The sequence below is a fragment of the Alsobacter sp. R-9 genome (assembly GCF_054612375.1).
The window spans coordinates 36,863-62,733 of record NZ_JBTSWJ010000010.1 but is presented as its reverse complement, the minus strand read 5'-3'; the positions used below and the strand labels follow the sequence as shown (position 1 = coordinate 62,733).

The 25,871-nt window shown below is 71.7% G+C and carries 22 protein-coding genes; 19 read left to right on the top strand and 3 right to left on the bottom strand.

Features of this window, described 5'->3' with window-relative positions; translation table 11 throughout:
- Positions 1 to 126 precede the first annotated feature (126 nt).
- The 11 genes from ACX9GQ_RS16465 to gmd all read left to right on the top strand — a co-directional run bounded on the left by ACX9GQ_RS16465 (position 127) and on the right by gmd (position 10,301).
- Positions 127 to 996 (top strand): IclR family transcriptional regulator, encoded by an 870-nt coding sequence (locus tag ACX9GQ_RS16465; RefSeq protein WP_459630654.1) that lies wholly within the window; start codon positions 127 to 129, stop codon positions 994 to 996.
- Positions 971 to 1,417: a cupin domain-containing protein gene (locus ACX9GQ_RS16460; RefSeq protein WP_459630653.1), complete on the top strand. Its 447-nt coding sequence runs from the start codon at positions 971 to 973 to the stop codon at positions 1,415 to 1,417. Before ACX9GQ_RS16465 ends, ACX9GQ_RS16460 begins: the two co-directional genes overlap by 26 nt.
- Positions 1,414 to 2,250 carry an ABC transporter permease gene (locus tag ACX9GQ_RS16455; protein WP_459630652.1) on the top strand — a complete coding sequence of 279 codons (837 nt, stop codon included), beginning with the start codon at positions 1,414 to 1,416 and terminating at the stop codon, positions 2,248 to 2,250. Before ACX9GQ_RS16460 ends, ACX9GQ_RS16455 begins: the two co-directional genes overlap by 4 nt.
- An 88-nt stretch (positions 2,251 to 2,338) precedes the next feature.
- Complete coding sequence (locus ACX9GQ_RS16450; RefSeq protein ID WP_459630651.1) at positions 2,339 to 3,313, top strand: ABC transporter substrate-binding protein; 975 nt, start codon at positions 2,339 to 2,341, stop codon at positions 3,311 to 3,313.
- Positions 3,310 to 4,158 carry an ABC transporter ATP-binding protein gene (locus ACX9GQ_RS16445; RefSeq protein WP_459630650.1) on the top strand — a complete coding sequence of 283 codons (849 nt, stop codon included), beginning with the start codon at positions 3,310 to 3,312 and terminating at the stop codon, positions 4,156 to 4,158. The genes ACX9GQ_RS16450 and ACX9GQ_RS16445 overlap by 4 nt, the downstream gene beginning before the upstream one ends.
- Before the next feature lie 9 nt (positions 4,159 to 4,167).
- Positions 4,168 to 5,088, top strand: a complete 921-nt coding sequence (locus tag ACX9GQ_RS16440) for a dihydrodipicolinate synthase family protein (RefSeq protein ID WP_459630649.1) — start codon at positions 4,168 to 4,170, stop codon at positions 5,086 to 5,088.
- A complete protein-coding gene (locus ACX9GQ_RS16435; protein WP_459630648.1) occupies positions 5,088 to 5,771 on the top strand; it encodes a hypothetical protein in 684 nt (227 codons plus the stop codon). The genes ACX9GQ_RS16440 and ACX9GQ_RS16435 overlap by 1 nt, the downstream gene beginning before the upstream one ends.
- A gap of 106 nt (positions 5,772 to 5,877) precedes the next feature.
- Positions 5,878 to 6,765, top strand: a complete 888-nt coding sequence (locus ACX9GQ_RS16430; RefSeq protein WP_459630647.1) for an alpha/beta hydrolase — start codon at positions 5,878 to 5,880, stop codon at positions 6,763 to 6,765.
- 146 nt (positions 6,766 to 6,911) lie between these two features.
- The gene (locus tag ACX9GQ_RS16425; RefSeq protein WP_459630646.1) at positions 6,912 to 8,165 is read left to right on the top strand and encodes a porin; all 1,254 of its coding nucleotides are present in this window, start codon (positions 6,912 to 6,914) and stop codon (positions 8,163 to 8,165) included.
- 108 nt (positions 8,166 to 8,273) lie between these two features.
- Positions 8,274 to 9,224: a GDP-L-fucose synthase family protein gene (locus ACX9GQ_RS16420; protein ID WP_459630645.1), complete on the top strand. Its 951-nt coding sequence runs from the start codon at positions 8,274 to 8,276 to the stop codon at positions 9,222 to 9,224.
- A gap of 15 nt (positions 9,225 to 9,239) precedes the next feature.
- On the top strand, positions 9,240 to 10,301 hold the full coding sequence (gene gmd / locus ACX9GQ_RS16415; RefSeq protein ID WP_459630644.1) for a GDP-mannose 4,6-dehydratase: 1,062 nt from the start codon (positions 9,240 to 9,242) through the stop codon (positions 10,299 to 10,301).
- 15 nt (positions 10,302 to 10,316) lie between these two features.
- On the opposite strand, the gene ACX9GQ_RS16410 is transcribed toward gmd, so the two are convergent.
- On the bottom strand, positions 10,317 to 10,895 hold the full coding sequence (locus ACX9GQ_RS16410) for a hypothetical protein (protein ID WP_459630643.1): 579 nt from the start codon (positions 10,893 to 10,895) through the stop codon (positions 10,317 to 10,319).
- Position 10,896: 1 nt separating this feature from the next.
- Positions 10,897 to 12,066, bottom strand: coding sequence for a M20 family metallopeptidase (locus tag ACX9GQ_RS16405; protein ID WP_459630642.1), 1,170 nt, complete (start codon positions 12,064 to 12,066; stop codon positions 10,897 to 10,899).
- Positions 12,067 to 12,263: 197 nt separating this feature from the next.
- Here ACX9GQ_RS16405 and ACX9GQ_RS16400 point away from each other — a divergent pair, with 197 nt between their 5' ends.
- The 7 genes from ACX9GQ_RS16400 (at position 12,264) to ACX9GQ_RS16370 (ending at position 22,286) form a co-directional block, all read left to right on the top strand.
- Positions 12,264 to 13,064 carry an IclR family transcriptional regulator gene (locus ACX9GQ_RS16400; RefSeq protein WP_459630641.1) on the top strand — a complete coding sequence of 267 codons (801 nt, stop codon included), beginning with the start codon at positions 12,264 to 12,266 and terminating at the stop codon, positions 13,062 to 13,064.
- Positions 13,061 to 16,885 carry a hydantoinase B/oxoprolinase family protein gene (locus tag ACX9GQ_RS16395; protein WP_459630640.1) on the top strand — a complete coding sequence of 1,275 codons (3,825 nt, stop codon included), beginning with the start codon at positions 13,061 to 13,063 and terminating at the stop codon, positions 16,883 to 16,885. Before ACX9GQ_RS16400 ends, ACX9GQ_RS16395 begins: the two co-directional genes overlap by 4 nt.
- Positions 16,886 to 16,949: 64 nt before the next feature.
- The gene (locus ACX9GQ_RS16390) at positions 16,950 to 18,518 is read left to right on the top strand and encodes an ABC transporter substrate-binding protein (RefSeq protein ID WP_459630639.1); all 1,569 of its coding nucleotides are present in this window, start codon (positions 16,950 to 16,952) and stop codon (positions 18,516 to 18,518) included.
- 51 nt (positions 18,519 to 18,569) lie between these two features.
- Positions 18,570 to 19,577 carry an ABC transporter permease gene (locus tag ACX9GQ_RS16385; RefSeq protein WP_459630638.1) on the top strand — a complete coding sequence of 336 codons (1,008 nt, stop codon included), beginning with the start codon at positions 18,570 to 18,572 and terminating at the stop codon, positions 19,575 to 19,577.
- Complete coding sequence (locus tag ACX9GQ_RS16380) at positions 19,574 to 20,470, top strand: ABC transporter permease (RefSeq protein WP_459630637.1); 897 nt, start codon at positions 19,574 to 19,576, stop codon at positions 20,468 to 20,470. The genes ACX9GQ_RS16385 and ACX9GQ_RS16380 overlap by 4 nt, the downstream gene beginning before the upstream one ends.
- A 2-nt stretch (positions 20,471 to 20,472) precedes the next feature.
- Positions 20,473 to 21,489 carry an ABC transporter ATP-binding protein gene (locus ACX9GQ_RS16375; protein WP_459630636.1) on the top strand — a complete coding sequence of 339 codons (1,017 nt, stop codon included), beginning with the start codon at positions 20,473 to 20,475 and terminating at the stop codon, positions 21,487 to 21,489.
- The gene (locus ACX9GQ_RS16370) at positions 21,489 to 22,286 is read left to right on the top strand and encodes an ATP-binding cassette domain-containing protein (RefSeq protein ID WP_459630635.1); all 798 of its coding nucleotides are present in this window, start codon (positions 21,489 to 21,491) and stop codon (positions 22,284 to 22,286) included. The genes ACX9GQ_RS16375 and ACX9GQ_RS16370 overlap by 1 nt, the downstream gene beginning before the upstream one ends.
- An 18-nt stretch (positions 22,287 to 22,304) precedes the next feature.
- Here the strand turns inward: ACX9GQ_RS16370 and ACX9GQ_RS16365 are convergent, their stop codons facing one another.
- Positions 22,305 to 23,546 (bottom strand): Coenzyme F420 hydrogenase/dehydrogenase, beta subunit C-terminal domain, encoded by a 1,242-nt coding sequence (locus ACX9GQ_RS16365; protein ID WP_459630634.1) that lies wholly within the window; start codon positions 23,544 to 23,546, stop codon positions 22,305 to 22,307.
- A gap of 149 nt (positions 23,547 to 23,695) precedes the next feature.
- Between ACX9GQ_RS16365 and ACX9GQ_RS16360 the strand changes: the two genes are divergently transcribed.
- On the top strand, positions 23,696 to 25,261 hold the full coding sequence (locus ACX9GQ_RS16360; RefSeq protein ID WP_459630633.1) for an acetolactate synthase large subunit: 1,566 nt from the start codon (positions 23,696 to 23,698) through the stop codon (positions 25,259 to 25,261).
- Positions 25,262 to 25,871: the final 610 nt, after the last annotated feature.

Below are 25,871 nucleotides of genomic sequence, written 5' to 3'. Positions count from 1 at the left end.
TCCGGTTGCGACTGAAGCCCGTCACGGCCGGGCCGTCTGACCGCCGTGCCTCCGCCGCGGTCGTTGACAGCGCCCGCCCGGCGCCGTCAATTAGTGGAACCGAGTTCCGCTAATGGACCCTGCGCCGTGAACCAGTCGGCTGCGAAACGGGCCTTCCTCGTGCTGGAGCATCTCGCCGGGCGTCCGGAGGGGGTGATGCTGACCGAGATCTGCGATGCGCTCGCGCTGCCCAAGAGTGCGGCCCACCGGCTCCTCGGTCTCCTCCAGGAGGAGGGCTACGCCCGGCAGGATCCCGCCACCGGCCGCTATGTGCTCACCCTCAAGCTGACCATGCTGGGCCTTCGTCACTACGTCCGCAGCGGCCTGGACGACCTCGTCCAGCCGATTCTGGAGTCCCTCGCCATGGACACCGGCGAGCTCGCCCGGCTCGCCGTCGTCGACGGGGAGCGGCTCGTATGGGTGGCCAAGGCGCAGGGCGCCCGGTCCGGCCTGCGCTACGACCCGGACCTCGACCACGACACCGGCCACGACGTCGTCCTGCACGCCACGGCGACCGGCAAGGCGTGGCTCGCCACGCTCCCCGAGCCCGAGGCGCTGCGGATCGTGGCGGCGACCCGGCTCGCGACGCCCGAACGCTTCGGGCCCCGCGTCGCCCGCACGTTGGAGGCCTTCCGGGAGCGCCTCCGGGAAACGCGCGAGCGCGGCTTCGGCGAGGCGGTGGAGGAGGGCGAGCCCGGCACCGCGGCCGTCGCCGTCGCCGTCAACGACATGAACGCCCCCGCCGTCGGGATGCCGGGAGCCGTCGCCACGCTGAGCCTCGCCGGGCCCCTGCATCGCTTCGGTGCCGAGCGCCGCGCCCAGCTCGCGCGCCGGCTCGACGTCGCCGCCCGCGATCTTGGCGCCATCTGGCCGCTGCGCCGCGCCCCCGGCGCGGGTGCCTCCGCCCGTCCTTCCGTCCCGGAGACCGACCATGACGCACGCCGCGCCGCACTATGAGGGCCCGCTGCCGCTGGACGGCGCGCACACGCGCCTCTCCCTCGTGCCCTATTCGGAGGCGGGCTTCACCCGTGACGGCCCGCGCGCCGACGTGGAGTATCGCGACCTCGGCCTCGCCGCCGCCTCGGGCGGCCGGTTCGGCGCCAAGCACATCCGCGCCATCCGCCCGTTCGAGAAGGAAACCGGCTGGCACTGGCACGACATGACCGGCCACGTCGTCTACGTCCTGAAGGGCTGGATCACCTTCCGCTACGAGGGGGTCGAGGACGCCGTCACCGTGAAGGCCGGCGGCTGCCTGTCGCAGCCGGCCGGCGTTCCGCACAACGTCGTCGCGCGCTCGGACGACCTCGAACTCATCGAGATCAACCTGCCCGCGGCCTTCGGCACCTTCGACATTCCCGCGCGGGACGCGGCGGAATGAGCGCACCCGCCACCTCGTCCGCGGCGCCCGCCGCACCGACCTTCGCCGAGCGCGCCGGCACCTGGCTGCGCAGGCGCATCGGGCTGATCGTGGTGTTCGTGGCGCTCTTCCTGCTGTGGGAGTACGCGGTCAAGATCTTCGGCATCAAGGAGTACCTGCTGCCGCCGCCCACCCGCATCTGGGCGGAGTTCCTCAAGCGCTGGCCGACCGTGCTGGCCGGCGCCTATGTGACGACGCAGGAAATCCTCGGCGGCTACCTGCTCGCCGTCGCCGTCAGCATCCCGCTGGCGCTGGCGGTGGTGCGCTGGCGTTTCGTCGAGGAGGCGCTCTACCCGGTGATCGTGTTCCTGCAGATCATCCCGAAGATCGCCATCGCGCCGCTCTTCATCATCTGGTTCGGCTTCGGCTTCGGCCCCAAGCTGCTGATCGTCTTCCTGCTGTGCTTCTTCCCCATCGTCGTGGCGAGCGTGGCGGGCTTCAAGTCGGTCGACCCTGACGTCATGGACTTCGCCCGCACCACGGGGGCGAGCAGCTGGCGCATGTTCGTCAAGATCAGGCTGCCGCAGGCGCTGCCCGAGATCTTCACCGGCCTGAAGGTGGGCGCGGCCCTCTCGGCGACCGCCGCCGTCGTGGCCGAGTTCGTCGCCTCCGACCGCGGCCTCGGCTACCTTCTGCAGCAGTACAACGGCAACCTCGAGACCCCGATGGTCTTCGCCGTGATCGTGCTGCTGAGCCTCATCGGGCTCGCGATCTACTACGCCGTCGAATGGCTCGAACGGCTCGTCATCCCCTGGCACGTCTCGCAGCGGCCGGCGGACGTGACGGGCATCTGACCGCTTCCAAGAAAAAGGCCGCCGCTCAACGGCGGAGGGGCGACGCCCCGGCTCACCCACAAGAACAACGACCCATCAGGAGGAAACGATGACCACAAGACGCATGCTGCTGGCGCTGGCCGCCGCACTGCCGATGTTCGCCGCCGGCGCGGCGAGCGCGCAGGACAACGTCTCGCTGCGCCTCAACTGGTACCTCGGCGGCCTGCACGTGCCGTACTACTACGGCGTCGAGAAGGGCTTCTTCAAGGACGAGGGCATCAACCTGACCATCAACGAGGGCAGGGGCTCGGCCAACACCGTCCAGGTCGTGGCCGCCGGCTCCGACACCTTCGGCATGGCCGACAGCTCCAGCGTCATCTCGCTGGTCGCCAAGGGCGGCGAGATCAAGTCGGTGATGAACGTGCTGAGCTCGACGGGCTTCTCCGTCGTCTCGCTGGCGTCCAGCGGCATCAAGACGCCCAAGGACCTGGAGGGCAAGTCGCTCGCCGTTTCCCCGGGCGATCCGCTGCGCCAGCTCTTCGAGGCCGTCGCCGCGGCCAACAAGGTGGACATGAACAAGATCTCCTTCGTGCAGGTGGACCCCGCCGCGAAGGTGGTCACCGTGCTGGAGAAGCGCGCCGACGCGCTGCTCGGCGGCGCCGACGACCAGTTCTTCCTCATCAAGTACAAGGGGCAGGAGCCGGCCGCGCTGCGCTTCGCCGACCACGGCGCCAACATCGTCGGCATGACGATCGTCGCCTCCAACGACACCATCAAGTCGAAGCCAGACCTCGTGCGCCGCTTCGTCAAGGCGTCGATCCGCTCGTGGGACGAGGCGAAGAAGAACCCCGACGCTGCGGTCGACGCGGCGATGAAGGCCAAGGCGGACCTCAACCGGCAGTCCACCAAGGACCAGATGCTGGTCGACTTCGAGCTCATGGACTCGCCCAACGTAAAGGGGCGCACGGGCTACGGCGACGAGCGCGACTGGAAGCAGACGATCGAGCTCCTGAAGAAGTACCGCGGTCTGGAGACCAACGCCGACTGGACCGCGTTCCACACGAACGAGTTCCTGCCGAAGTGACGGGACCGGCCGTCGTGCGGCCCATGGACCCCTCGGCCGGGATGCAGGCCTCCTCCGGCGCCGCGGGCGCCGGGGGAGTGCCCGTCGCCGTCGAGGGGATCGGGCAGACCTTCCGCCGCGAGGGCCGCGTCACGCGTGCCATCGAGCGGCTCGACCTCGACGTCAGGCCCGGCGAGTTCGTCGCCGTGCTCGGTCCGTCGGGGTGCGGCAAGAGCACGCTGATGAAGATCGTCGCCGGCCTGATCGCGCCCACGGAGGGGCGCGTGCGCATCGGCGAGCGGACGGTGCAGGGGCCCTACACGGACCTCGGCGTCGTCTTCCAGAGCCCGGTGCTGCTCGACTGGCGCAACGTGCTCGACAACGTGCTCGTCCAGATCGAGCTGCGCGGCGGCAACCCCGGGGCCTACCGGGACCGCGCCCTCGCGCTGCTGAAAAGCGTCGGGCTGGAGGGCTTCGCCGACCGGATGCCGCGCGAACTCTCCGGCGGCATGCGCCAGCGCGCCGCCATCGTGCGCGGCCTCATCCACGATCCCCCGCTGCTGATGATGGACGAGCCATTCGGCGCCCTCGACGCGCTGACGCGCGAGCAGATGCGCATCGACCTCGAGAAGCTCTGGCTCGCCCGGCGCCAGACGACGCTCTTCATCACGCACGGAATCGCCGAGGCCGTGGCGCTCGCGGACCGGGTCGTGGTCATGACTCCGCGCCCGGGACGCATCGACCGCATCCTCGACATCGACCTGCCGCGCCCGCGCGACAAGGCCGTGCTCGCCAGCCCGCGCTTCGCGTCCTACTGCGAGGCGATCACCGACGTCTTCATGCGCCACGGCGTGATCCAGTATTGAGGTGCCGCCATGCTTGCCCGCCCCTTCACCGGCGTGATCGCCGCTCCCTTCCTGCCCATGCACGACGGCGGGGAGATCGACTGGGCCACCCTCGAACGCTACATGGACTGGCTCGCCGGCCAGCGGCCCGGCGCCATCGCCATGAACATGGACGCCTCGGAGGTGATCGCCCTCACCGAGGCCGAGCAGGACGAGGTCGTGGCCCGCTGCCGCGGCGCGATCGCCGGGCGCGTGCCCTTCCTCACCGGCGTCGTCGCCGGCTCCACCCGGGCGGCCGCCGACAAGGCGGCGAGGTTCGCCCGCGCCGGGGTCGACGGCTTCGCGATCTTCCCGCCGTTCCCCACGTTCTCCGGCGCGCCTGTGCCGGGCGAGATGATCTACCGCTACCACAAGGCCATCGCCGACGCGGCGAAGCAGCCGATCATCTGCTTCCAGTTCCCCAAGGGCTGGGGGCCGGACTACACGCCCGAGATCCTGCGGCGGATGGCCGAGATCCCCGAGCTCGTGGCCATCAAGGAGGCGTCGTTCGACGTCGCCCAGACGTTGTCCACCATCGAGGTCGCCGCGGCGCTGCCGCGCCCCATCGGCGTGCTGACGGGCAGCGACACCTTCATCTTCGAGGCAATGACCATGGGCTGCACCGGCGCGCTCATCGGCTTCGCCGGCACCTTCACCCGCGAACTCGTGGCCATGAACGAGGGCGTGCAGGGCGGCGACCTCGCCGCGGCGCGCGCCATCTGGGCGAAGCTCGGCCCCATCGCCCGCTACTGCTGGCGCCCGCCGATCCGTGACTTCCGGCCGCGGATGAAGGAGGTGCTGCGCCTGCAGGGCCTGTTCCCGTCGGCCGCCGTCCGCGAGCCGCAACTCGGGGTCGACGACGCGGAGCGCGACGCCATCGCCGCGCTGATGCGCCGTCAGGGGCTGCTGTGATGGCGGCCGGTGGCGCGGTCGCGATCTGGCACGACATCGTGCCGGAAGGGCTGGCGGAGTTCTACGCCTGGCACGGCGAGGAGCACATGCCCGAGCGCGTCGGCATCCCAGGCTTCGTGCGGGGCCGCCGCTACGTCGCGCTGGAGGCCTCGCTCGGCTTCTTCAACCTCTACGAGACCGCCTCCGCCGATGTGGTCGCCGGCCCGGAGTATCGCGCGCGGCTCGACAGCCCGACCCCGCGCACGCTTTCCGCCGTCCGCCACTTCCGCAACGTGGCCCGCTCCCTGTGCCGCGTGACGGCACGCACGGGCACCGCGCAGGGCGGTGTCGTCGCCACGCTGCGCTACGAGGTGCCGGAGCACTCCGAAATCGAGCACGTGCGCATGGTGACCGGGCAGACGCTGCCGCGGTTGGCGGCCGCGCCGGGCGTGGCGAACGTCATGCTGCTGGAGGCCGACCGGCAGGCCAGCGGCTACGTCAACGCCGAGCAGCGCGCCCGCGGCGCCGCCAATGCGGTCCCGCCCTACGTGCTGGTCTGCGAGGGCTGGGCCGGGGAGGAGGAGTTTCTCGCGCTGGTGCGCGACGCGCTCGGTCCGCGCGGGCAGTCCGCGCTCGGCATCGCCGAAGGCGCGGCGCTCGATGTCTACCGGCACCAGCTGACCGTGGTGAAGGACGACGCCTGATCGCCCGGCCGGAGCGTGCGCTCCGGCACAGGCCGCGCTTCGGGCGCCGGGCAGCATGATCCCGAACAGCGGCCCGCTTCCGGCCGCGGCCCGGAGACCGACCGCCATGTCCGACCTCGACGACGTAGCCGCCGTTCGCGCATTGCTCTCCTCGCAGCCGCGCCCCGTCGGCTGGGCGGCTCGCCGCCGGCGCATCGAGGAGGTGGGCGCCGCCGCCCCCGCGGCGCCGGACATCGTCCGCGAGGCGGCGACGGTCGGCGGATGCCCCGCCGAGTGGTCGCTGGAGCCCGGCGCCGACAGGGGGAAGGTGCTGCTCTACTTCCACGGCGGCGGCTACTGCTCCGGCTCCATCGTCAGCCACCGCCGCCTCGTCACGGAGGCAGGGCGGGCCGCCGGAATCCGCACGCTCGCGCTGGAATACCGGCTGGCGCCCGAAGACCCGTTTCCCGCCGCCTGCGAGGATGCGCTCGCCGCGTGGCGCTTCCTCCGCTCGCAGGGGTACTCCGGCCGCGACATCGTCGTCGGCGGCGACAGTGCCGGCGGCGGCCTCACCCTCTCGCTGATGATGCGGCTGCGGGATGCCGGCGAGGATCTCCCGGCCTGCGGCTGGCTGCTGTCGCCGTGGACCGACCTCGCCATGACCGGTGCGACGCTCGACACGAGGGACGGCGTCGACCCCCTCATCCACCGCAGCTACCTCGAGGAACTCGCGGGGGCTTACGTCCCGGCGTCGGTCGACCGGCGCGATCCACGCGTCTCGCCGCTCTACGGCGACCTGCGGGGGCTGCCGCCGCTCCTCGTCCAGGTCGGCTCCGCCGAGACGCTGCTCTCCGATTCCACCCGCCTCGCCGAGGCGGCCGGTAGCGCCGACGTCGCCGTCACCCTGCAGGTCTGGCCGCACATGATCCACGCGTTCCCGCTGTGGAATGCCGCCCTCGACGCGGGCCGTCGCGCTCTCGCATCGGCAGGGCAGTTCATGCGCGGCCGCTTCTGACGCGCTCCGGTTGCAACACTGCCACCAGAAAACATTCAACGGACGCCATGCCGGGTGACCCGGCGCCTTCCGGCCATCGTCCACCCGTGTAAGCTCGGGCGTGGCAGCCGGGCGTGCGGCCTGCACGCGCGGGGAGGGGCGAAACGATGGCGGGATGGGGTATGCGGGTCGCCGCCGGGAGCATCATGGGGGCCGTTGCGGCCGCGTCGGCACACGCCGCCGAGCTTCCGGCCGGCAAGTCTGCGCCGCGTCCCGGCGCGTTCCTGGCGACATGCCCCGACGTCGGGCCCGGCTACTGGAAGCTCCCCGGGACCGACACCTGCGTCGCCTACGGCGCGCAGATCGAGGTCGACACCCAGCTGAAGCAGCCGCACAACCGCAGCACCGACGTCACGACGATGACGTCGATCGCCCACGTCGCGCTCGATGCCGTCACGCCGACCGACTACGGGCCGCTGCGCGCCTTCATGCGCCTGGAGTTCACCCGCGCCACGGGCGACACCACCGCCACCCCGGACGTCGAGTACGCCTTCATCTCCTGGGCGGGCGGGGAGGCCGGCCGGACGGATTCCATCCTGAATTTCTACGCCAGCTCCCTGAACGTCCTGACGCTGCGCGGGCCGGACCTGACGGTCAACCTGGTCAAGTACGCGCGCAAGCAGGACAAGGGCTGGTCCTTCATGGGGGCGCTGGAGCTCGACCCCACGCAGCTGCGCGCCAGCCGGCTCGACCCGGCCTTCCGGGCGCAGGGAACCCCGGTTCCCCCGACCTTCGCCACCGTCACCGACGCCTCGCCGACCGCCGTGGCGACGGCGCAGTACAACGCCGACTGGGGCCAGGCGCAGGTCTCCGCCGCCGCCGGCCATGTCCGGTTCCAGATCCCGGGCGCCAGCATGCCGCGCTTCGCCGCGCTGGCCGGCGTCCAGCTGAACATGCCCAAGCCCCTCGACAACGACCAGCTCTGGCTGCAGGCGGTGGCGACCTCGGGCGCCAACTCCTACCTCGGCCTCAGCCCGAACATCGTGAGCGGAAGCCTCGCCGTGGCGGTGCCCGACGGAGCCGTGACCCCCGGCGGCGACGGGCGCCCGACTCGCGGCGCGGCGTTCACGGCGGCCTATTCGCACCAGATCTCCGGCACGTGGACGGCCAACCTGTTCGGCTCCTACATGGGCGTCGACCTGCCGCGCACCGGCACGCTGCTGCCGGCCGCGACGGGGCTGCGCGAGACGCGGCTGGGCGGGAACGTCGTCTACAACCCCCTGAAGAACCTCAAGATCACCGCCGAGGCGATGTGGGTCGATCTCAACGTGACCTGGGCCACCCCGCTGGCCGCCGCCGGCGCCGGATCCCGCTCTGGCAACGGCGTCCTCGGGGTCCTGCAGATCCTCAAGACCTTCTGAGCGGCGTCCGGGCGCGTCCCTCGCGTCAACCGTCCCGAGGGGCGGAGGTCGACAAGGACCGCCACCTCCGGTAGTCCCTGCCGGGTGGCAGCGGGCGGGACCGGAGACGTGGCGTATTCCTGGCGCGGCAAGCGCATCCTCGTGACGGGCAGCTCCGGCATGGTCGGCGGCGCCATCGTCCGCCGTCTGCGGCAGGAGCCTTGCACGATCCTCGCGCCGCGCCGCGCCGAGCTCGACCTCACCCGGCAGGCGGACGTCGAGCGCTGGATGGAGGCGGAGCGCCCGCAGGCCGTGGTCGTCGCGGCCGCCAAGGTCGGCGGCATCCACGCCAACGCCACGTATCCCGCCGACTTCCTCTACGAGAATCTCGTCATCGAGACGAACCTGATCCACGCCGCCCACCGCGTCGGCGTCGAGAAGCTCCTCTTCCTCGGCTCCACCTGCATCTACCCGCGCGACGCCGCGCAGCCGATGCGGGAGGAGGCGCTGCTCACCGGGCCGCTGGAGGCCACCAACGAGTGGTACGCCATCGCCAAGATCGCCGGATTGAAGCTCTGCCAGGCCTACCGGCGCCAGTTCGGCGACGACTTCATCTCGGCCATGCCGACGAACCTCTTCGGGCCCGGGGACAACTTCCATCCCGAGAACGCCCACGTCCCCGCCGCGCTGCTCGGCCGCTTCCACCGCGCCAGGGTGGAACGGATGCCGGAGGTCGCGGTGTGGGGAACGGGCCGCCCGCTGCGCGACTTCCTCTTCGTCGACGACCTCGCCGACGCCTGCGTCCACCTCCTTGAGCACTATTCCGGCGAGGTGGCGCTCAACATCGGCTCGGGCCGGGAGGTCTCGATCGGCGAGTTCGCCCGGCTGATCGCCGCCGTCGTGGGCTACGAGGGGCGGATCGTGTTCGATACGTCCCGGCCCGACGGCACGCCGCGCAAGGGGCTCGACGTCAGCCGGCTCTCGGCGCTGGGCTGGAGGCCGACGAGGACGCTCGAAGACGCCCTGCGCGCCTACTACGCGTGGTTCCTCGACCACCAGGACATCCTGCGCCAGCACTGAAGGAACGGTTCGTCCATGACCAAGAAGGCGTTGATCACCGGCGTGACCGGCCAGGACGGGGCCTACCTGTCCGAGCTGCTGCTCGCCAAGGGCTACGTCGTGCATGGCGTGAAGCGGCGCTCGTCGTCGTTCAACACGGCGCGGGTCGACCACCTCTACACCGACCCGCACGTCGGCCAGCCGCGCTTCCTCATGCACTACGGCGACATGACGGACGCGACGAACCTCATCCGCCTCGTGCAGGCGATCCAGCCGGACGAGATCTACAACCTCGCCGCCCAGTCGCACGTGCAGGTCAGCTTCGAGACTCCGGAATACACGGCCAACGCCGACGCGCTCGGCACGCTGCGCCTGCTGGAGGCGATCCGCATCCTCGGCATGGAGAAGACGACGCGGTTCTACCAGGCGTCGACCTCGGAGCTGTACGGCAAGGTGGTGGAGACGCCGCAGAGCGAGACGACGCCGTTCGCGCCGCGCTCGCCCTATGCAGCGGCCAAGGTCTATGCGTACTGGATCACGGTGAACTACCGCGAGGCCTACGGGATGCACGCCTCCAACGGCATCCTGTTCAACCACGAGAGCCCGGTCCGCGGCGAGACCTTCGTCACCCGCAAGATCACCCGCGCGGTCGCCGCCATCGAGACCGGCCAGCAGGACGTGCTGTGGCTCGGCAACCTCGACGCCCGCCGCGACTGGGGCCACGCCCGCGACTACGTGCGCGGCATGTGGCAGATCGTCCAGCAGCCCGCGGCCGACGATTTCGTGCTGGCGACGGGCGAGACGCGCTCCGTCCGCGAGTTCGTCGAGGCGGCCTTCGGCGAGGTCGGCCGCGCGGTGGCCTGGGAAGGGCAGGGCGTCGACGAGGTGGGCCGCGACGCCCGCACCGGTGCCGTGCTGGTGCGCATCGACCCGCGCTACTTCCGCCCGACCGAGGTCGACCTGCTGCTCGGCGACGCCTCGAAGGCGCGCCGGGTTCTCGGCTGGCAGCCGGAGTCCTCGTTCCAGGACCTCGTGCGCGAGATGGTCCGCGCCGATCTCGACGCCGCCGGCCGGGGCAACGCGCCGCGCGTCGAGTGAGCGGGCGCGCCGCCGTCAGCGGTGCCGGCGGATGAAGGCGGCGATGCGCTCCCGCGTGTCCCGCGCCAGGGCGCGCACGTCCTGTGCGAAGCGGTGCGCCGCCGCATAGACGGCCGTGCTGCGGATCGCCTCGAGCACGCGACGACGGACCCCGTCGACGAAGCCGATGGCCACCGCGAACCAGCCGATGCGCATCAGCTGGTGCCGGCCCGCGCTGTAGATCCGCTCCACCACGAGGAAGCTGACGCCGTGCGCCACCGTCAGCAGGATCAACCCCGGATAGAAGCGGCCAGACGCCATCCACCACAGCGCGAAGATCTTCAGTGGCTCGACGCCGAAGTAAGGCACGGCCAGCAGCGTCAGCACGCCGTAGGGCGGCAGGCGCGCGACCGCCGCCTCCGCCCGCCGCACCAGCTGCAGCGCGGAGAAACGACGGACGATGGGCTGCCAAAGGGGCCGGACGACGTCGTCGAGGACGACGAGCACGGCCACGAGGGCCCGCAGCGGCGCGAGCAGCACCCGCCGGCCGAGGCTCTCCGGGGGCCGCCCTGCGGGATCGCGCTCGCGGTCCCCGCCGCCGGGCGTCACCTCCATCTCAGACCGCGTCGCCGACGCGCATCACCGAGAGCGCCAGCGCCTGCGCGCACGGCACGATCGTGTCGATGTCGCAGTATTCCTCGGGCGTATGGCCGTGGTCGCCGACGGGACCGACGCTGCACAGGGTCGGGCAGCCCTGCGCGGCCGTCAGCCCTGAATCCGCGCATCCGCCGGTGAACCGGGCCTCCACGTCCATGCCGAGTTCGGCGCCGGCGGCCTTGTAGACCGAGAACAGCGCCCGGCTCTCCGGCGTCTCCTCCAGCGGGAGGAACTCGCCCTTGATCGTCAGCGCGCCGCTGGCGCCCGGGACGGAGCACGTCTCGACGATGGCGCGGATCGCGTCGATGGCCGGCTGGCGCTGCGCCGCCGTGACGTAGCGCAGGTCGATCTCGCCCGACGCCCACGGCGCGATGGTGTTGACGGTCTGCCCGCCCTTGATGATGCCGACATTGACCGTGATGCCGGCCGGCAGGTCCGTCAGCCGGTGCAGCGCCTGGATCTTGCGGGCGATCTCCTCGATGGCCGAGACGCCGCGCTCGTAGAAGGCGCCGGAATGGGCGGCCTTGCCCGTGACCTGCATCTCCATGAAGACGCCGCCCTTGCGCCCGCTGGTGATGCGGTGCGGGGCCTGGCTCGGCTCCGAGTTGAACACCACTCGGGCCCCGCGCGCCTCCGCCTCGATCACCGGGCGGGAGGACGGGGAGGCGATCTCCTCGTCGCTCGTCACCAGCATGGCGACCGGGCCGGGGTGCCCGCCGAGCCGGGCAAACGCCGCGAGCACGAAGGCGTTCATGACGAGGCCGGACTTCATGTCCGCGACGCCCGGCCCGTAGGCCCGGTTCCCCTCGATCCGAAACGGCCGCCGCAAGGGCTCGCCCTTCGGGAACACCGTGTCGCGGTGCCCGAGCAGCACGATCGGCCGCTGGTCGTTGGCGGTGGCGTGGGGTAGTTCGGCGCGGATCGCGTCGCCGAAGACGGCATGCGGGATGACGGTCGGCGCCAGTCCGAGCGATTCGAAGAAGCCCTTAAGGATCTCCCCGCAGGCATCGACGCCGGCCTTGTCGTAGGTGCCCGAGTCGGCGTTCACGAGCCGCTCCAGCAGGTCGAGCATCGCCGGCTTCTGCTCGGCGAGCCATTGGGTGACGGCGGCTTCGGTCGGCGTGGTCATGGGCAACTCCGGGCGGGCAGGGCGCATGCGGTGGCCGTCATCGGCGACCATCCGCTGGTCGCGGTCAAGTCCCGCAGGCGTCGGGTCTGCCGCCCCCGTGGGCATGGACTGGCGCCACTTTGGACCTTGCAAGCCCCGGTTGTCCGGTTCTAGCATTCTCCATTAACGCAACCGCGGTTCCGGAAAATGGAACGACCGTGACGACGCTGACCTCCGCCGCCACCGTGCTGCGCTGCTTCGGCCCCGAGCGGCTCGAGCTGACGCTGACCGACGTCGTCGGCATCCTCGGCTGGCCGAAGAGCACGACCTCGCGGCTGCTGCGGGCCATGCGCGACGCGGGGCTGCTGGAGACGGTCGGCGACAGCAAGCGCTACCGCCCGGGCATCCTCCTCTTCGAACTCGGCCAGAGCTACCGCGCAGGCTCGACGCTGGTGGCGCGGGCGCACGAGGTGGTGTCGGGCATCGTCGACCGCGTCGGCCACACCGGCTACGTCTCGGTGCGTGACGGCCTCGACGTCATGGGCCTCACCTACGTCGCCGGCCGCAACGTGCTGCGCGTGGGCACGCCGGTCGGGCGCCGCCTGCCGCTGCCGGCGAGCGCCACCGGGCGCACCCTGCTGGCCCGCCTTTCCGACGACGAGATCCGCGGCCTCTTCCCCGGCTCGCTGCCGCGCCCCTCGCCCCGGGCGCCGCAGACCATCGACGAGCTCATCGCCCGCGTGGAAAGCGTGCGCCGGACCGGATTCGCGGAATCGGACGGCGAGGCCAACCCCGGCGTCGGCGCCATCGCCTCCGCCGTGGGCGACCCGGCCACGGGCGAGATGGTGAGCCTGTGCATCACCTTCCCGCAGTCGACCGTCACGCCGGCCGAGCGGGACCTCATCATCGACGGGCTGACCGACGGCGCCCGTTCCATCGCGACGATTCTCGGCGACGCGCGCTGCGCGGCGCTCCAGGCGGGGCCGCGCGCCCCGGACCGACAGGACAAGGTGGCATGACGCAGACAAACCGCTGGCGGATCGGCTTCGACATCGGCGGCACCTTCACCGACTTCATCCTCTACGACGACGTCGAGGGGCGCGTGACGCTGCACAAGCGCCTGACGACGCCGCACGATCCGTCCGAGGCCGCGCTGAAGGGGCTGGAGGAGCTCGTCGCCATGGCCGGCATCGGCCTCGCCGACGTGCACGACATCGTCCACGGCACGACGCTGGTGACCAACACGGTCATCGAGCGCAACGGCGCCCGCCTCGGCCTGATCACGACGGAGGGCTTCCGCGACATCCTCGAGATGGGCACGGAGCAGCGCTACGACATCTACGACCTGTTCCTGCAGTTCCCCGAGCCCTTCGTTCCCCGTTCGCGCCGCCTCGGCGTCCCCGAGCGGATGGATCGCGACGGCAACGTGGTCGTGCCGCTCGACCTCGACGCCGTGCGCCGCGCGCTGCGCCAGCTGGTCGCCGACGGCGTGCAGGCGGTGGCGGTGTGCTTCCTCCACTCCTACCGCAACCCAGCGCACGAGAAGGCGGTGGGCGAGATCGTGCGGGCGGAGTTCCCGCAGCTCTACGTCTCGCTCTCGCACGACGTCGTCGCCGAGCTGTGGGAGTACCAGCGCTGCGTGACAACCTGCGCCAACGCCTACGTGCAGCCGCTGATGGACCGCTACGTCGCCAGGCTGGAGCAGGAGCTCGCCACCCGCGGCTTCTCGGGCGAGTTGCGGCTGATGCACTCCGCCGGCGGCCTCGTGGCGCCGGCCGCCGCGCGCGCCTTCCCCATCCGCCTGCTCGAATCGGGCCCCGCCGGCGGCGGACTCGCCACGGCCCTGTTCGGTGACCTCGCCGGCCAGAAGGACGTCATCTCCTTCGACATGGGCGGCACCACCGCCAAGGCCTGCATGATCGAGGACGGGCGGGCCGAGATCGCCCTGATGATGGAGGCGGGCCGGGTCCACCGCTTCAAGAAGGGCTCCGGCCTGCCGATCAAGGCCCCCGTCATCGACATGATCGAGATCGGCGCGGGGGGCGGCTCCATCGCCGCCATCGACGAGGTGGGCCTTCTGCGCGTCGGCCCGCACTCGGCCGGCTCCGATCCCGGCCCTGCCTGCTACGGCATGGGCGGCACGAAGCCGACCGTCACCGACGCCAACCTCGTGCTCGGCTACTACGACCCCGGCTTCTTCCTCGGCGGGCGGATGAGCCTCGACCTCGAGGCCGCGCGCCGCGCTGTCGCGACCGTGGCCGAACCTCTCGGGCTCTCCGTCGAGGAGGCCGCCCACGGCATCCACAAGGTCGTCGTCGAGGGCATGGCGGGCGCCGCCCGCGTCCACCTCGTCGAGAAGGGCAAGGACCCGCGCTCCTACGCCATGGTCGGCTTCGGCGGCGCCGGGCCGGCGCACGCGGCGGAGGTCGCGCGGGCGCTGGGCGTGCAGGAACTGATCGTGCCGCCCGCCTCCGGCGCCGCCTCGGCGCTGGGCTTCCTCGCCGCGCCGCTCTCCTTCGAACTGGTGCGCTCACGCCCTGTCGAGTTCTCGCCCGGCTTCGACGCGGCCGGCGTCGACGCCCTGCTGCGCGACCTCGAGGCGGAGGGGCGCCGCCCGCTGGTCGAGGCCGGCATCGCCGCCTCCGACATCGTGGTCGAGCGCTCCGCCGACATGCGGCTCGTCGGCCAGATGCACGACATTTCGGTGCCGCTGCCGTCGGGCTCCATCGCCGCCGCCGACCTGCCGGCGCTGCGCCGCGCCTTCGACAAGGTCTACGCTGCCCGCTACACGACGCCGCCCGAGGGGTCGCGCATCGAGGCGATCAACTTCCGCGTCCGCTGCGTCGGCCCAACGCCGCGCCTCTCGCTCAAGGGAGCCGCCGGCGGCGGCGAGCCGGCAGCCAAGGTGAAGGGCCACCGCCGGGCCTGGTTCGAGGGCGCCTTCCACGACACGCCCGTCTACGACCGCTACGCCCTCGTCCCCGGGGACCGCTTCCCCGGTCCCGCGATCATCGAGGAGCGGGAGGCGACGACCGTCGTCCTGCCGGGCGACACCGTGTCGATCGACGCGAGCCTCAACATCCGCGTCGCCATCGGCGTGCCTGCGCCCACGGCGGCCCTCGTCGGGCCGGACACGCCGCTCGCCGAGGCCGTGCGCCTGATCGAGGCCGATCCCATCGCGCTCGAGATCATGTGGAGCCGCCTCGTCACCGTCGTCGAGGAGATGTGGCTCACCGTCTGCCGCACGGCGTTCTCGCTCGTCATCTCGGAGGCGCAGGATTTCGCCTGCGAGCTGCTCGACCCAGAGGGCGAGACGCTCGCGCACTCGCCGCGCGCCATGCCGGTGTTCAACCTCACGCTGCCGCGCGCGGTGAAGGCGCTGCTCGAGCGCTACCCCGCCGACACGCTGAAGCCCGGCGACGTGCTCATCACCAACGACCCGTGGCTGTGCGCGGGCCATCTCTTCGACATCGCCGTCGTGACGCCCTGCTTCCGCGACGGAAAGCTGGTCGGGCTGCTGGGCACCGTCGGCCACGTCTCGGACATCGGCGGCACCAAGGATTCGCTGCGCGCCCGCGAGATCTACGAGGAAGGCTTCCAGATCCCGCCGATGAAGCTCTACGAGGCCGGCCGGCCCAACGAGAGCCTGCTGCGCCTCCTCAACGAGAACGTCCGCAACGGCGAGCAGGTGCTGGGCGACCTGCACTCCTTCGTCGCCGCCAACGCGCTCGGCGCCGAGCGGCTCCTCGCCTTCATGGGCGACTACGGCATGCACGACCTCAGGGCGCTCGCTGCCGTGGTGCAGGGCCGCTCCGAGAAGGCGATGCGCGAGGCGATCGCCGCCATCCCGGACGGCGTCTATGCCTCCGAAATCTGGAACAACCCGCTCGGCACGCCGCTGCGATACCCGGTGAAGCTCACCGTCCGCGGCGACACGATGGAGGTCGACTTCGACGGCGCCCCGCCGCAGCTGCCGCAGGGCGGGCTCAACTCGACCCTGAACTACACGGCGGCCCACGCCACCTACCCGCTGAAGTGCATGCTCACGCCCAACGTGCGCGGCAACGCCGGCTGCTACCGGCCCTTCAGCGTCACGGCGCCCGAGGGTTCGATCCTCAACCCGCGCAAGCCCGCCTCGGTGAACATCCGCACGCGGACCGGCTGGTACATCGCGCCCAACATCTTCCGCGCGCTGGCCGACGCCGCGCCAGCGCAGGTGCAGGCCTTCACGGGGCTGCCCGTGGCCGCCAACATCTACGGCCAGACGGCGGACGGGCGCATCTACTCCGACCTCCTGTTCATGGGGGGCGGGCAGGGCGCCTCCGCCCAGGGCGACGGCAAGTCGGGCCTGCTGTGGCCGACCTCCGCCGCCAACACCTCGATCGAGCTGTTCGAGACCCGCGTCCCGGTGCTGGTGCTGGAGAAGTCCTACCTGCCCGACAGCGGCGGCCCGGGCCGCCACCGCGGCGGCCTCGGCCAGCGGGTGCGGCTGAGGAAGCTTGCGGACGACGGCCTCGCCACGCTGGTCGCGGTCTATCCCGAGGGCGTGAACAACATCCCCGAGGGCCTCTTCGGCGGCCACGCGGGCGGCGCCGCGCGCGGCACGGTGCAGGACGAGGTGGGAGCCGTGGTGCGCGACTGCGGCACGGGCGAGCTCGTCTCCATCGACCGGATCGACCGGGTCGTGGAGGTCGTGCTCGCGGGCGGCGCCGGCTACGGCGACCCGCGCGAGCGGGACCGCGCCCGCCTCGACGACGACATCGCCAATGGGCGCGTGACTTCCGAGGCCGCGCGGCGCGACTATGGCACGGAACCTGCCAGCCTCCGGGCGGCGGAGTAGCAGAGGCCGACCGCGGGGCAGCCGCGGCGGACGACACGACGAACCCGAGGAAGGGGTGGGAGAGATGGACAGACGAGACGTTCTCAAGCTCGGCGCGGCCGCCGCCATCGTCGGCGGAGCGCTGGCGATGCCGATGACGGCCGACACGGCCGCCGCGCAGGCGCGCAAGATCCTGGTCGTGGCCTCCAACCAGGACGTGCCGAACCTCGACCCGCACGTGGCGACCGGCTACTCGGCCTCCGCCTTCATGCGCAACCTCTACGACTCGCTGGTGCGCGTGGAGGGCAGCCCGGTGAAGGTCGTGCCCCACCTCGCCACGTCGTGGACGGTGTCGCCGGACGGCATGGAGTACACCTTCAAGCTCGACCCGAACGCCAAGTTCACGGACGGCTCGCCCGTCAACGCCGAGGCGGTGGTCTACTCGTTCCAGCGCCTCACCCGGCTCGCCAAGGGCAACGCCTGGATGGTGGCCGGCATCGTCACGCCCGACAGCGTCACCGCGGTCGACGCCCAGACCGTGAAGATCAAGCTCGCGAAGCCGTTCCAAGCGTTCCTGCAGGTCCTGCCGTGGCTGTGGGTCGTCAACCCGAAGGAGGTCGAGGCCAACAAGGGCAGCGACGACGGGCAGGCGTGGCTCGCCAAGAACGTCGCCGGCTCCGGCGCCTTCCGGCTGAAGCGCGTCGAGCCGGGCAACCTCTACGAGTTCGAGAAGGTCGCCGCGCCGTGGAAGCAGGGCGGCGGCAACCTGACGGGCGCCATCTGGCGCATCATCCGCGAGACCTCGAACCAGCGCCTCGCGGTGCAGCGCGGCGAGGCCCACATCGCGGTCGACCTGACCGCCGAGGACATGGACGCGCTGAAGGACAAGCCCGGCGTCGTCTCGATCATCGAGCCCGAGTTCCGCACGTTCTCGATCAAGATGAACACGCGCAACGGCCCGCTGATGGACGAGAACCTCCGCAAGGCCATCTCCTACGCCTTCAACTACCAGGCGATGGAGGAATCATCGAGCTACCAGCAGCTGATGGTCGGCCCGCTGCCCACGGGCATCTTCGGGCATGACCCGAACCTCGACGTGCCGCGCACGAACCTCGACAAGGCCAAGGAGTTCCTCGCCAAGTCGAAGACGCCGAACGGCGGCATCAAGCTCACCGCCGTCCACGTCTCCGGGCTCGAGCAGCAGCGCCGCTTCATGCTCGTCCTGCTCGACAGCCTGAAGAAGCTGAACATCGAGCTCGACATCAAGCCGATGGTCTGGCCGGACATGGTCGCCTCGACGGCCTCGCCCGAGAAGATGGCGGACTTCTTCCCCGTCTACCAGACGGCCAACTACGGCGATCCCGACAACATCGCCTTCGCCGCCTACCACTCGTCGCGCAACGGCAACTGGCAGAACCCGGTCTACAAGAGCGCGGTGGTGGACGACCTGATCATGAAGGCCCGTGCGGAGACCGACGAGGGCAAGCGCAAGCAGCTCTACATCGACTTCCAGAAGCAGGTCGTCGCCGACGCGCCGGACATCTTCGGCGTGCTGGAGAAGCGCAAGCTCGCCCTGCGCTCCGACGTCCAGGGCCTCGTCTTCACCCCGGTGGCGTCCAACGCCATCGAGTTCTTCCCGCTCTCGCTGAAGTGAGCCTCGGGGAGCGCCGCCGCCCGGCGGCGCTCCCCTTGCCCCCCGCGCCCCATGCTCCGCTACACCCTGCGCCGGCTGCTGCTGCTCTTGCCCGTGCTGGTGGGGCTGTCGCTGCTCGTCTTCACCATCTCCAACGTGCTGCCCGGCGACCCGGTGAAGCTCGCCGCCGGGCCGCAGGCGACGCAGGCGGAGGTCGACGCGCTCGCCCGCGAGCTCGGCATGGACCGCCCGCTCCCCGTCCGCTACTGGTCCTACGTGACCGGCCTGGTGCGGGGCGACTGGGGCGAATCCGTCCTCACGCGGCGCCCGGTGTGGGACGACCTGAAGGTCTACCTGCCGGCCACGCTGGAACTCGTCGTCGCCGCGCTCCTCTTCGCCGTCGTCGTGGGCATCCCCGCCGGCCTGCTGTCGGCCGTCTACGCGAACCGCTGGCCGGACTACCTGTCGCGCGTTGTGTCGCTGGGCGCGATCTCGATGCCCCGGTTCTTCCTGGGGCTCATCCTGCAGCTCGTCTTCGCCATGTGGCTCGGCTGGCTGCCGCTCGGCGGGCGCTTCCCCATCATCGAGGAGCCGCCACCCGCCGTGACCGGCTTCCTCACCGTCGATGCCCTCGTCGCCGGCAACATGACGGCCTTCCTCATCGCCCTGCAGCACCTGCTCCTGCCCGCCTTCGCGATGAGCCTGTCGCCGCTGGCGACGATCACCCGGATGATGCGGGCGAGCACGCTGGAGGTGCTGCAGCAGGACTACGTGCTGACCGAGCGGGCGCTCGGCCTTTCGCAGCGCCTCATCGTCTTCAAGTACGTGCTGAAGAACGCGCTCTCCGCGAGCCTGACGGTGATCGGCCTCTATGTCGGCTGGCTGCTCGGCGGGACGGTGCTGGTCGAGACGATCTTCGACTGGCCCGGGATCGGCCTCTACGCCACCAAGGCCATCGTCACGCAGGACTTCATGCCCGTGATGGGCGTGACGCTCGCCATCGGCACCATCTTCATCCTCGCCAACCTCGTGGTGGACCTGCTCTACGGGCTCATCAACCCGAAGGTCCGCTACGCATGAGCGCGGCGGCGGAGCGGGGGCCCGCGAGCAAGCTCGGCTCGCGCTGGACCAACTGGCGGCGCGGCCTCTACCGCTTCCGCCAGAGCTGGCTCTCCACCATCGGGCTGGCGATGGTCCTCGTGCTGCTCGTCGCGGCGGTGCTCGGCCCGTCCATCGTGCCCCATCCCGAGCACGTCGCCGGGAGCGTCAACACGGCGGCGCGCTTCAAGCCGCCGTCGGCGCAGTGGTGGTTCGGCACCAACGAGCTCGGGCAGGACGTGTTCTCGCTCGTCGTCGCGGGGAGCCGCGTCTCGCTGCTCGCCGGCCTCGCCGTGGTCGTGATCGCAGCCCTCATCGGCACCGCCATCGGCGCGGTCGCCGGATACCGGGGCGGCTGGGTCGACGAGGTGCTGATGCGCTTCACCGACCTCATGCTGACGCTGCCCTCGCTGATCCTCGCCATGGCCATCGCGGCGGCGCTGGGGCCGGGCATTCCCAACATGGTGTTCGCCATCTCCATGTCGTGGTGGCCGGGCTTCGCGCGCCTCGTGCGCGGCGAGGTGATGGCCCGCAAGGAGGAGGTCTACGTGCAGGCGGCCCGCGCCATCGGCGCCGGCACGACCCGCATCGTGGTGCGCCACATCCTGCCCAACATCGTCTCGCCGGTGATCGTGAAGATGTCGCTCGACATGGGCTTCGCCATCCTCACGGTCGCCTCGCTGGGCTTCGTCGGCATCGGCGTGAAGCCGCCGACGCCGGAATGGGGCTCGCTGCTGTCGCTCGCCCGCGGCTACCTGCCGGACTACTGGTGGACGGCGATCTTCCCGGGAATGGCGATCTTCCTCGCCGTGTTCGGCTTCAACCTGCTCGGCGACGGCCTTCGCGACGTCCTCGATCCCCGGGCGAGGCGCTGACCGTGGCGCTGCTCGAGATCGAGAACCTGCACCTCGCCATGCGCTCCTTCGAGGGCGAGGCGCACGTGCTGGCGGGCATCGACCTCCTCGTCGAGCGCGGGCAGATCTGGGGCATCGTCGGCGAGACCGGCTGCGGCAAGTCGCTGACCGGGCTCTCCATCTCCCGCCTCGTGCCGTCGCCGCCGGGGCGCTACCTCGCCGGCGCCATCCGCTTCGACGGGCAGGACCTGCTGAAGGCGGACGAGCCCGCGATGCGCCGCCTGCGCGGCCGGCGCATCGGCATGATCTTCCAGGACCCTACGACGAACCTGAACCCGGTCTTCCGCATCGCCGACCAGATGGTCGACGTCGCCCTGCATGCCGCGACCGAGGACCCGTCGATCCTCGGCCTGCCCGCTGGTGCGGGGCGCTCCGACCGGAAGGCGGCCGCCCGGCGGCTCGCCGTCGCCATGCTGGAGCGGGTGGGGATCCCCGAGGCGGCGCGGCGCATCGACGACTACCCGCACCAGTTCTCCGGCGGCATGCGCCAGCGCGTGCTCATCGCCATGGCGCTGATCGGCCGGCCGGACCTGCTCATCGCCGACGAGCCGACGACGGCGCTGGACGTCTCCGTGCAGGCGCAGATTCTGCGCCTGCTGTTCGACCTCGTGCGCGAGGACGGGCTCACGGTTCTGATGATCACCCACAACCTCGGCGTGGTGGCGCAGCTGTGCAGCCATGTGGCGGTGATGTACGCGGGCACGATCGTCGAGTCCGGGCCGGCCCGGGCGGTGCTGAAAACGCCGCGCCACCCCTACACCCGCGCGCTGCTCGCGGCCGTGCCGTCGCCCTCCGTGGCGCGCGGCCGGCTGCGCGGCCTCGCAGGCGCCGTGCCGGACCTCATCCGCCCGCCGCAGGGCTGCCGCTTCGCTTCCCGCTGCGCCGCCGCGGGGGACGACTGCCGCCTCGCCCCGCCGCCGGCCCTCGACCTCGGGGCCGGCCACCGCGTCGCCTGCGTCCGGCCCGCGGAGGCGCCGTGATGCTGGAGATCAGGAACGTCTCCAAGCATTACCCCGGCCGCCGGGGCACGCCCGGCGTCGACGCGCTGAAGGACGTCAGCCTCTCCGTCGCCCGGCGGGAGAGCTTCGGCCTCGTGGGGGAGAGCGGGTCGGGAAAGACCACGCTGACGCGCTGCGTGCTGGGCCTCGAGGCGCCGACGGCGGGCCGGATCGTCTTCGACGGCGTCGACATCGCCACCCTGTCGCCGGCGGCGATGCGGGCCCTGCGGGCGCGCATCCAGATCGTCTTCCAGGACCCCTACGCCTCGCTCAATCCGCGGATGACGGCGCATGACATCGTCGCCGAGCCGATGATCGTCCACCGCGACCTCCTCAGGCTCGACGGGCGGCGGCGGAGCGAGCGGGTGGCGGAACTGTTCCACCTCGTCGGCCTCGGCGAGCGGCACCTCCACCGCTTCCCGCACGAGTTCTCCGGCGGCCAGCGCCAGCGCATCGGCATCGCCCGCGCGCTCGCCGTGAACCCGGAGTTCCTCGTCCTCGACGAGCCGACCTCCGCGCTCGACGTCTCGGTGCAGGCGCAGGTGCTGAACCTCCTGCACGACCTGCAGGAGCGTCTCTCGCTGACCTACCTGTTCATCTCGCACGACCTCGGCGTCATCCGCGCCGTCTGCGACCGGGTCGCCCTCATCCATCGCGGGCGGATCGTGGAGGAGGGGGCGACGGAGCAGGTGTTCGAGCGCCCGGCGTCCGACTACGCCCGCATGCTCATCGGCGCGATGCCGGACCCCGACCCGGACCGGTCCCCCTTCCGAACGTGAGCAGGGGAGGCGGCCGGCTCAAGCGGCCGGCGGCCGTTCGCCGTCCTGCGGCGCCACGCCGTAGCGTGCCACCAGCGCCCAGACGTGATCCGGGACCATCGTCTTCATGCGGCGCGGCAGCGAGCGGCGCAGGTGCAGCACGGTCTCGACCGCTTTCATCTCGACGCGGGCGCGGGCGAACTCGAGGCCCCGCGGCCCGATGCGGGGCATCAGCCAGCCCACCAGCGGGCGCAGCCAGTCCGGCATGGAGCGCAGGGGCAGGCCGCCCGCGGCGCGCTCGGTGTTGGCGAGGAAGCCCTTCACGGGCCCGTTGCGGTTGCCGGCGCTCCGCAGCGGCGCCTCGACGAGCTCGTCGCCCAGCAGAGACACCACCTCCTCGCCGCGCTCGTTGCGCACGAGGATCCACTGGTCGCCGGAGCCGCCCATGTAGCCGACCGTCACGTCTGCCAGAACATTCGTGTAGTCGACGCAGGTGCGGCAGGTGAGGGGGAAGAAGTCCGCCGGCAGCTTGGAGATCGGCAGCTGCAGGAAGGGCACGAGCTTGTGCCGGCCGTCGGCGAAGCGCAGCTCGACCCGGTAGTCCGCCCGGAACTCAAGGTAGGTGATGCTCTTCGGGTCCGGGGCCAGCAGGGCGAGGAAGTCGTGGAACCGCTCGGTCGTCGTGTTGTCGGAGCACGGCGTGCCGATGACGAGGATGCGCTCGAAGCCGAGGTCCCGCTCCAGCACCCGCAGCGCGTGGACCTGGCACGGGATGCCGATGACGGCGATGCGCGTGTGCCCCGCCGCCCGCGCCGGCTCCAGCAGGGCGAGCAGCGGCGCGAACCCCATCCGCATGCCGCGGCAGGCCGCCATGTCGGCCGCCCGCGTCACCAGGACGGGCACCGGCTTCCACGGGTCGGTCTCGTCCGGCCGCATGGTCAGCACGGCGGTCACCGTGCCGGTCTCCAGCAGCCGCTCGGCGATGCGGGAGGTGAGGCCGGTCCACTGGGCGCCGGGACTGGGGCGGCGCAGCCTGGCCCGCGCCATGCGCCGGAAGGGGCCGAAGTGCAACTCGTCCGGCCGCGCCGGATCGCGGCTGCGGCCATGGACCTCCCGCTCGAGCCGGTCGTAGCGCGGCTGGATGAACTGGCAGGCCCGCCCGCAGGCGCGGGGGTCCTGCATCCGCGACACGCCGCAGTCGGTGCATAGGCCCCGTTCCGCCGGTTCGCGCAGCAGCGGGGTGATGGGCCCGGCCGGTTCCTGAGGCGTATCGAGACCCATGGCGCTCCCCGTCCGCGCGGCGATGCGCCACGGCGAATGTCAAGTGAGTTTGACACTTTCCGCGTCCGCCGCCTAGTCGCGCCGGTGTTTGACAGAGGGGCCCGCAACCCGTCTCATCCCGGCCCCTGCCTTGCGTGGACCTCCTCTTCATGAACGGTGCCGACCTCCTCTGCGACACGCTGCTCGCCAACGGCGTGGACGTCTGCTTCGCCAACCCCGGAACCTCCGAGATGCACTTCGTCGCGGCGCTCGACCGCAAGCCGCGCATGCGCTGCGTGCTCGGCCTCTTCGAGGGCGTCGTCACCGGCGCCGCCGACGGCTACGGCCGCATGACCGACCGTCCCGCCGCCACGCTGCTCCACACCGGCCCCGGCCTCGCCAACGGGCTCGCCAACCTGCACAACGCCCGCCGCGCCCGCACGCCGATGGTCAACGTCGTCGGCGACCACGCCTCCTGGCACCTCGTCAACGACGCGCCGCTGACGAGCGACATCGAGGGGCTGGCCCGGCCGATGTCCCACTTCGTGCGCCGCATCGCGGGGTCGCAGGACGTGCAGCGGGCGACGGAGGAGTGCATCGCCGCGTCCCTCCACGCGCCGGGAATCACCACCCTGATCCTGCCCGCCGACGCCGCGTGGGGCGCCGTCGACCCCACGACGCCCGCGCCGATCGCGGCCCTCGGGCCCGACCTCGTGTTGCCCGGCGCGGTCGAGTCCGCCGCGCGCGTCATCCGCGACGCGCTGGCCGCCGGGCGGAAGGTCACGCTGCTGCTGGCGGGCAAGGCGCTGCGCGCCGCCACCGTGACCGTCGCCGGCCGCATCGCCGCCGCCACGGGCGTGCGGCTGCTCTCCCCCATGTCGAGCCCACGGATCGAGCGGGGCGCCGGCCGCATCGCGCTGGCGAAGGTGCCGTACCCGGTCGACCAGTCCCTGCCGCAGCTCGCCGACATCGACCTCCTCGTCCTCGCCGGCGCACCCGTGCCGGTGGCCTTCTTCGGCTATCCGGGCAAGCCTGGCCGGCTGGTTCGCGACGACTGCGAGGTCGTCACCCTGGCCGAGCCGACGCAGGATGCCCCGGCGGCCGTGGCCGCGCTGGCCGAGGCGCTCGGCGTGCCGGCTGGCGCGGCGTCGCTTCCCGCCGTCGCGGCGGCCGAACGTCCCGGCGTGCCGAGCGGCGCGCTGACGCCCGAGCGCCTCGCCGCCGTGGTGGGGGCGCTGCTGCCGGAGGGGGCGATCCTCGTCGACGAGTCGATCACGGCGAGCGGCCACGTCTTCGCCGCGACGCGCGCCGCCCCGCAGCACGACTACCTGCAGATCACGGGTGGTTCGATCGGCATCGGCATCCCGTTGGCGGCGGGGGCGGCCGTCGCCTGCCCGGAGCGCAAGGTCGTCGCCGTGCAGGCGGACGGCAGCGCCATGTACACGATCCAGGGCTTGTGGACGCAGGCGCGCGAGAACCTCGACATCGTCACCGTGATCGTCGCCAACCGCACCTACGCCATTCTCAACGGCGAGATGCGGGGCGTCGGCGTCAACGAGGTCGGCGTCAACGCGCGCCGCATGCTCAACCTCGACGATCCCGTGCTCGACTTCGTCGGCATCGCCCGCGGCCTCGGCGTCGAGGCGGCCCGGGCGACGACCGCGGAGGACCTTGCCGATCTCCTGCGCGGCGCGATGGGCCGGCGCGGGCCGTTCCTGATCGAGGCGGTGGTCTGACGCGGTGAGTGCTGCGCCTGCCCAACCACCGTGCGTCCGTCGAGACGCGGGCTGCGCCCGCTCCTCAGGATGAGGAGGGGGCGGCGTCGCCCGAGGACGCGGTGCGACGCCCCGGCTCTCTCCCGTCATCCCCGACCGGAGCGGCGAAGCCGCGGAGCGCAGGGGGATCCGGCCTTCTCGCGTCGTCCTGTCCTCACCTGGATCCCCTTCCCGGTCCGCTGCGCGGACCGCCGGGGATGACGGCGGGGGATTGGCAGGCGCCTTTCCTTCCGCAGCTTCGGTTGGCGATGACGCGTGGGGGGGTGCCCTCCCTTCCGCCGCGCGCCGGTCGGGGATGATGCGGGAGGGGCTCCACGGGACCATCGGGACGGCGCGTGCGGTCTTCCAGGAGCGTCATCCCCGGCGGCCGGCAGGGCCGGCCGGGAAGGGGATCCAGCCCTTAGCCGAAGGATTGGCGCGAAGTGCTTTCGGCCCCGGCGCGGGAGCGGCGGGGCGGGTTCGTCGATGCTCGGGCTTTTCTGGGTTGGGCAGACCGCGGGGTGGCGCGGATCGGCGGGAGGTCGGCGTCCCCGGCGGTGCCGGGTTGAAGGGGGTATTCAATCCGGCGACG

Bases quoted from the DNA above. Each gene is read 5' to 3' on its own strand.
- ACX9GQ_RS16455 (WP_459630652.1), top strand. From the start codon at position 1,414: ATGAGCGCACCCGCCACCTCGTCCGCGGCGCCCGCCGCACCGACCTTC.
- ACX9GQ_RS16405 (WP_459630642.1), bottom strand. From the start codon at position 12,066: ATGACCACGCCGACCGAAGCCGCCGTCACCCAATGGCTCGCCGAGCAG.
- ACX9GQ_RS16370 (WP_459630635.1), top strand. From the start codon at position 21,489: ATGCTGGAGATCAGGAACGTCTCCAAGCATTACCCCGGCCGCCGGGGC.
- ACX9GQ_RS16460 (WP_459630653.1), top strand. From the start codon at position 971: ATGACGCACGCCGCGCCGCACTATGAGGGCCCGCTGCCGCTGGACGGC.
- ACX9GQ_RS16450 (WP_459630651.1), top strand. From the start codon at position 2,339: ATGACCACAAGACGCATGCTGCTGGCGCTGGCCGCCGCACTGCCGATG.
- gmd (WP_459630644.1), top strand. From the start codon at position 9,240: ATGACCAAGAAGGCGTTGATCACCGGCGTGACCGGCCAGGACGGGGCC.
- ACX9GQ_RS16395 (WP_459630640.1), top strand. From the start codon at position 13,061: ATGACGCAGACAAACCGCTGGCGGATCGGCTTCGACATCGGCGGCACC.
- ACX9GQ_RS16435 (WP_459630648.1), top strand. From the start codon at position 5,088: ATGGCGGCCGGTGGCGCGGTCGCGATCTGGCACGACATCGTGCCGGAA.
- ACX9GQ_RS16410 (WP_459630643.1), bottom strand. From the start codon at position 10,895: ATGGAGGTGACGCCCGGCGGCGGGGACCGCGAGCGCGATCCCGCAGGG.
- ACX9GQ_RS16365 (WP_459630634.1), bottom strand. From the start codon at position 23,546: ATGGGTCTCGATACGCCTCAGGAACCGGCCGGGCCCATCACCCCGCTG.
- ACX9GQ_RS16385 (WP_459630638.1), top strand. From the start codon at position 18,570: ATGCTCCGCTACACCCTGCGCCGGCTGCTGCTGCTCTTGCCCGTGCTG.
- ACX9GQ_RS16430 (WP_459630647.1), top strand. From the start codon at position 5,878: ATGTCCGACCTCGACGACGTAGCCGCCGTTCGCGCATTGCTCTCCTCG.
- ACX9GQ_RS16380 (WP_459630637.1), top strand. From the start codon at position 19,574: ATGAGCGCGGCGGCGGAGCGGGGGCCCGCGAGCAAGCTCGGCTCGCGC.
- ACX9GQ_RS16425 (WP_459630646.1), top strand. From the start codon at position 6,912: ATGGCGGGATGGGGTATGCGGGTCGCCGCCGGGAGCATCATGGGGGCC.
- ACX9GQ_RS16440 (WP_459630649.1), top strand. From the start codon at position 4,168: ATGCTTGCCCGCCCCTTCACCGGCGTGATCGCCGCTCCCTTCCTGCCC.
- ACX9GQ_RS16360 (WP_459630633.1), top strand. From the start codon at position 23,696: ATGAACGGTGCCGACCTCCTCTGCGACACGCTGCTCGCCAACGGCGTG.
- ACX9GQ_RS16390 (WP_459630639.1), top strand. From the start codon at position 16,950: ATGGACAGACGAGACGTTCTCAAGCTCGGCGCGGCCGCCGCCATCGTC.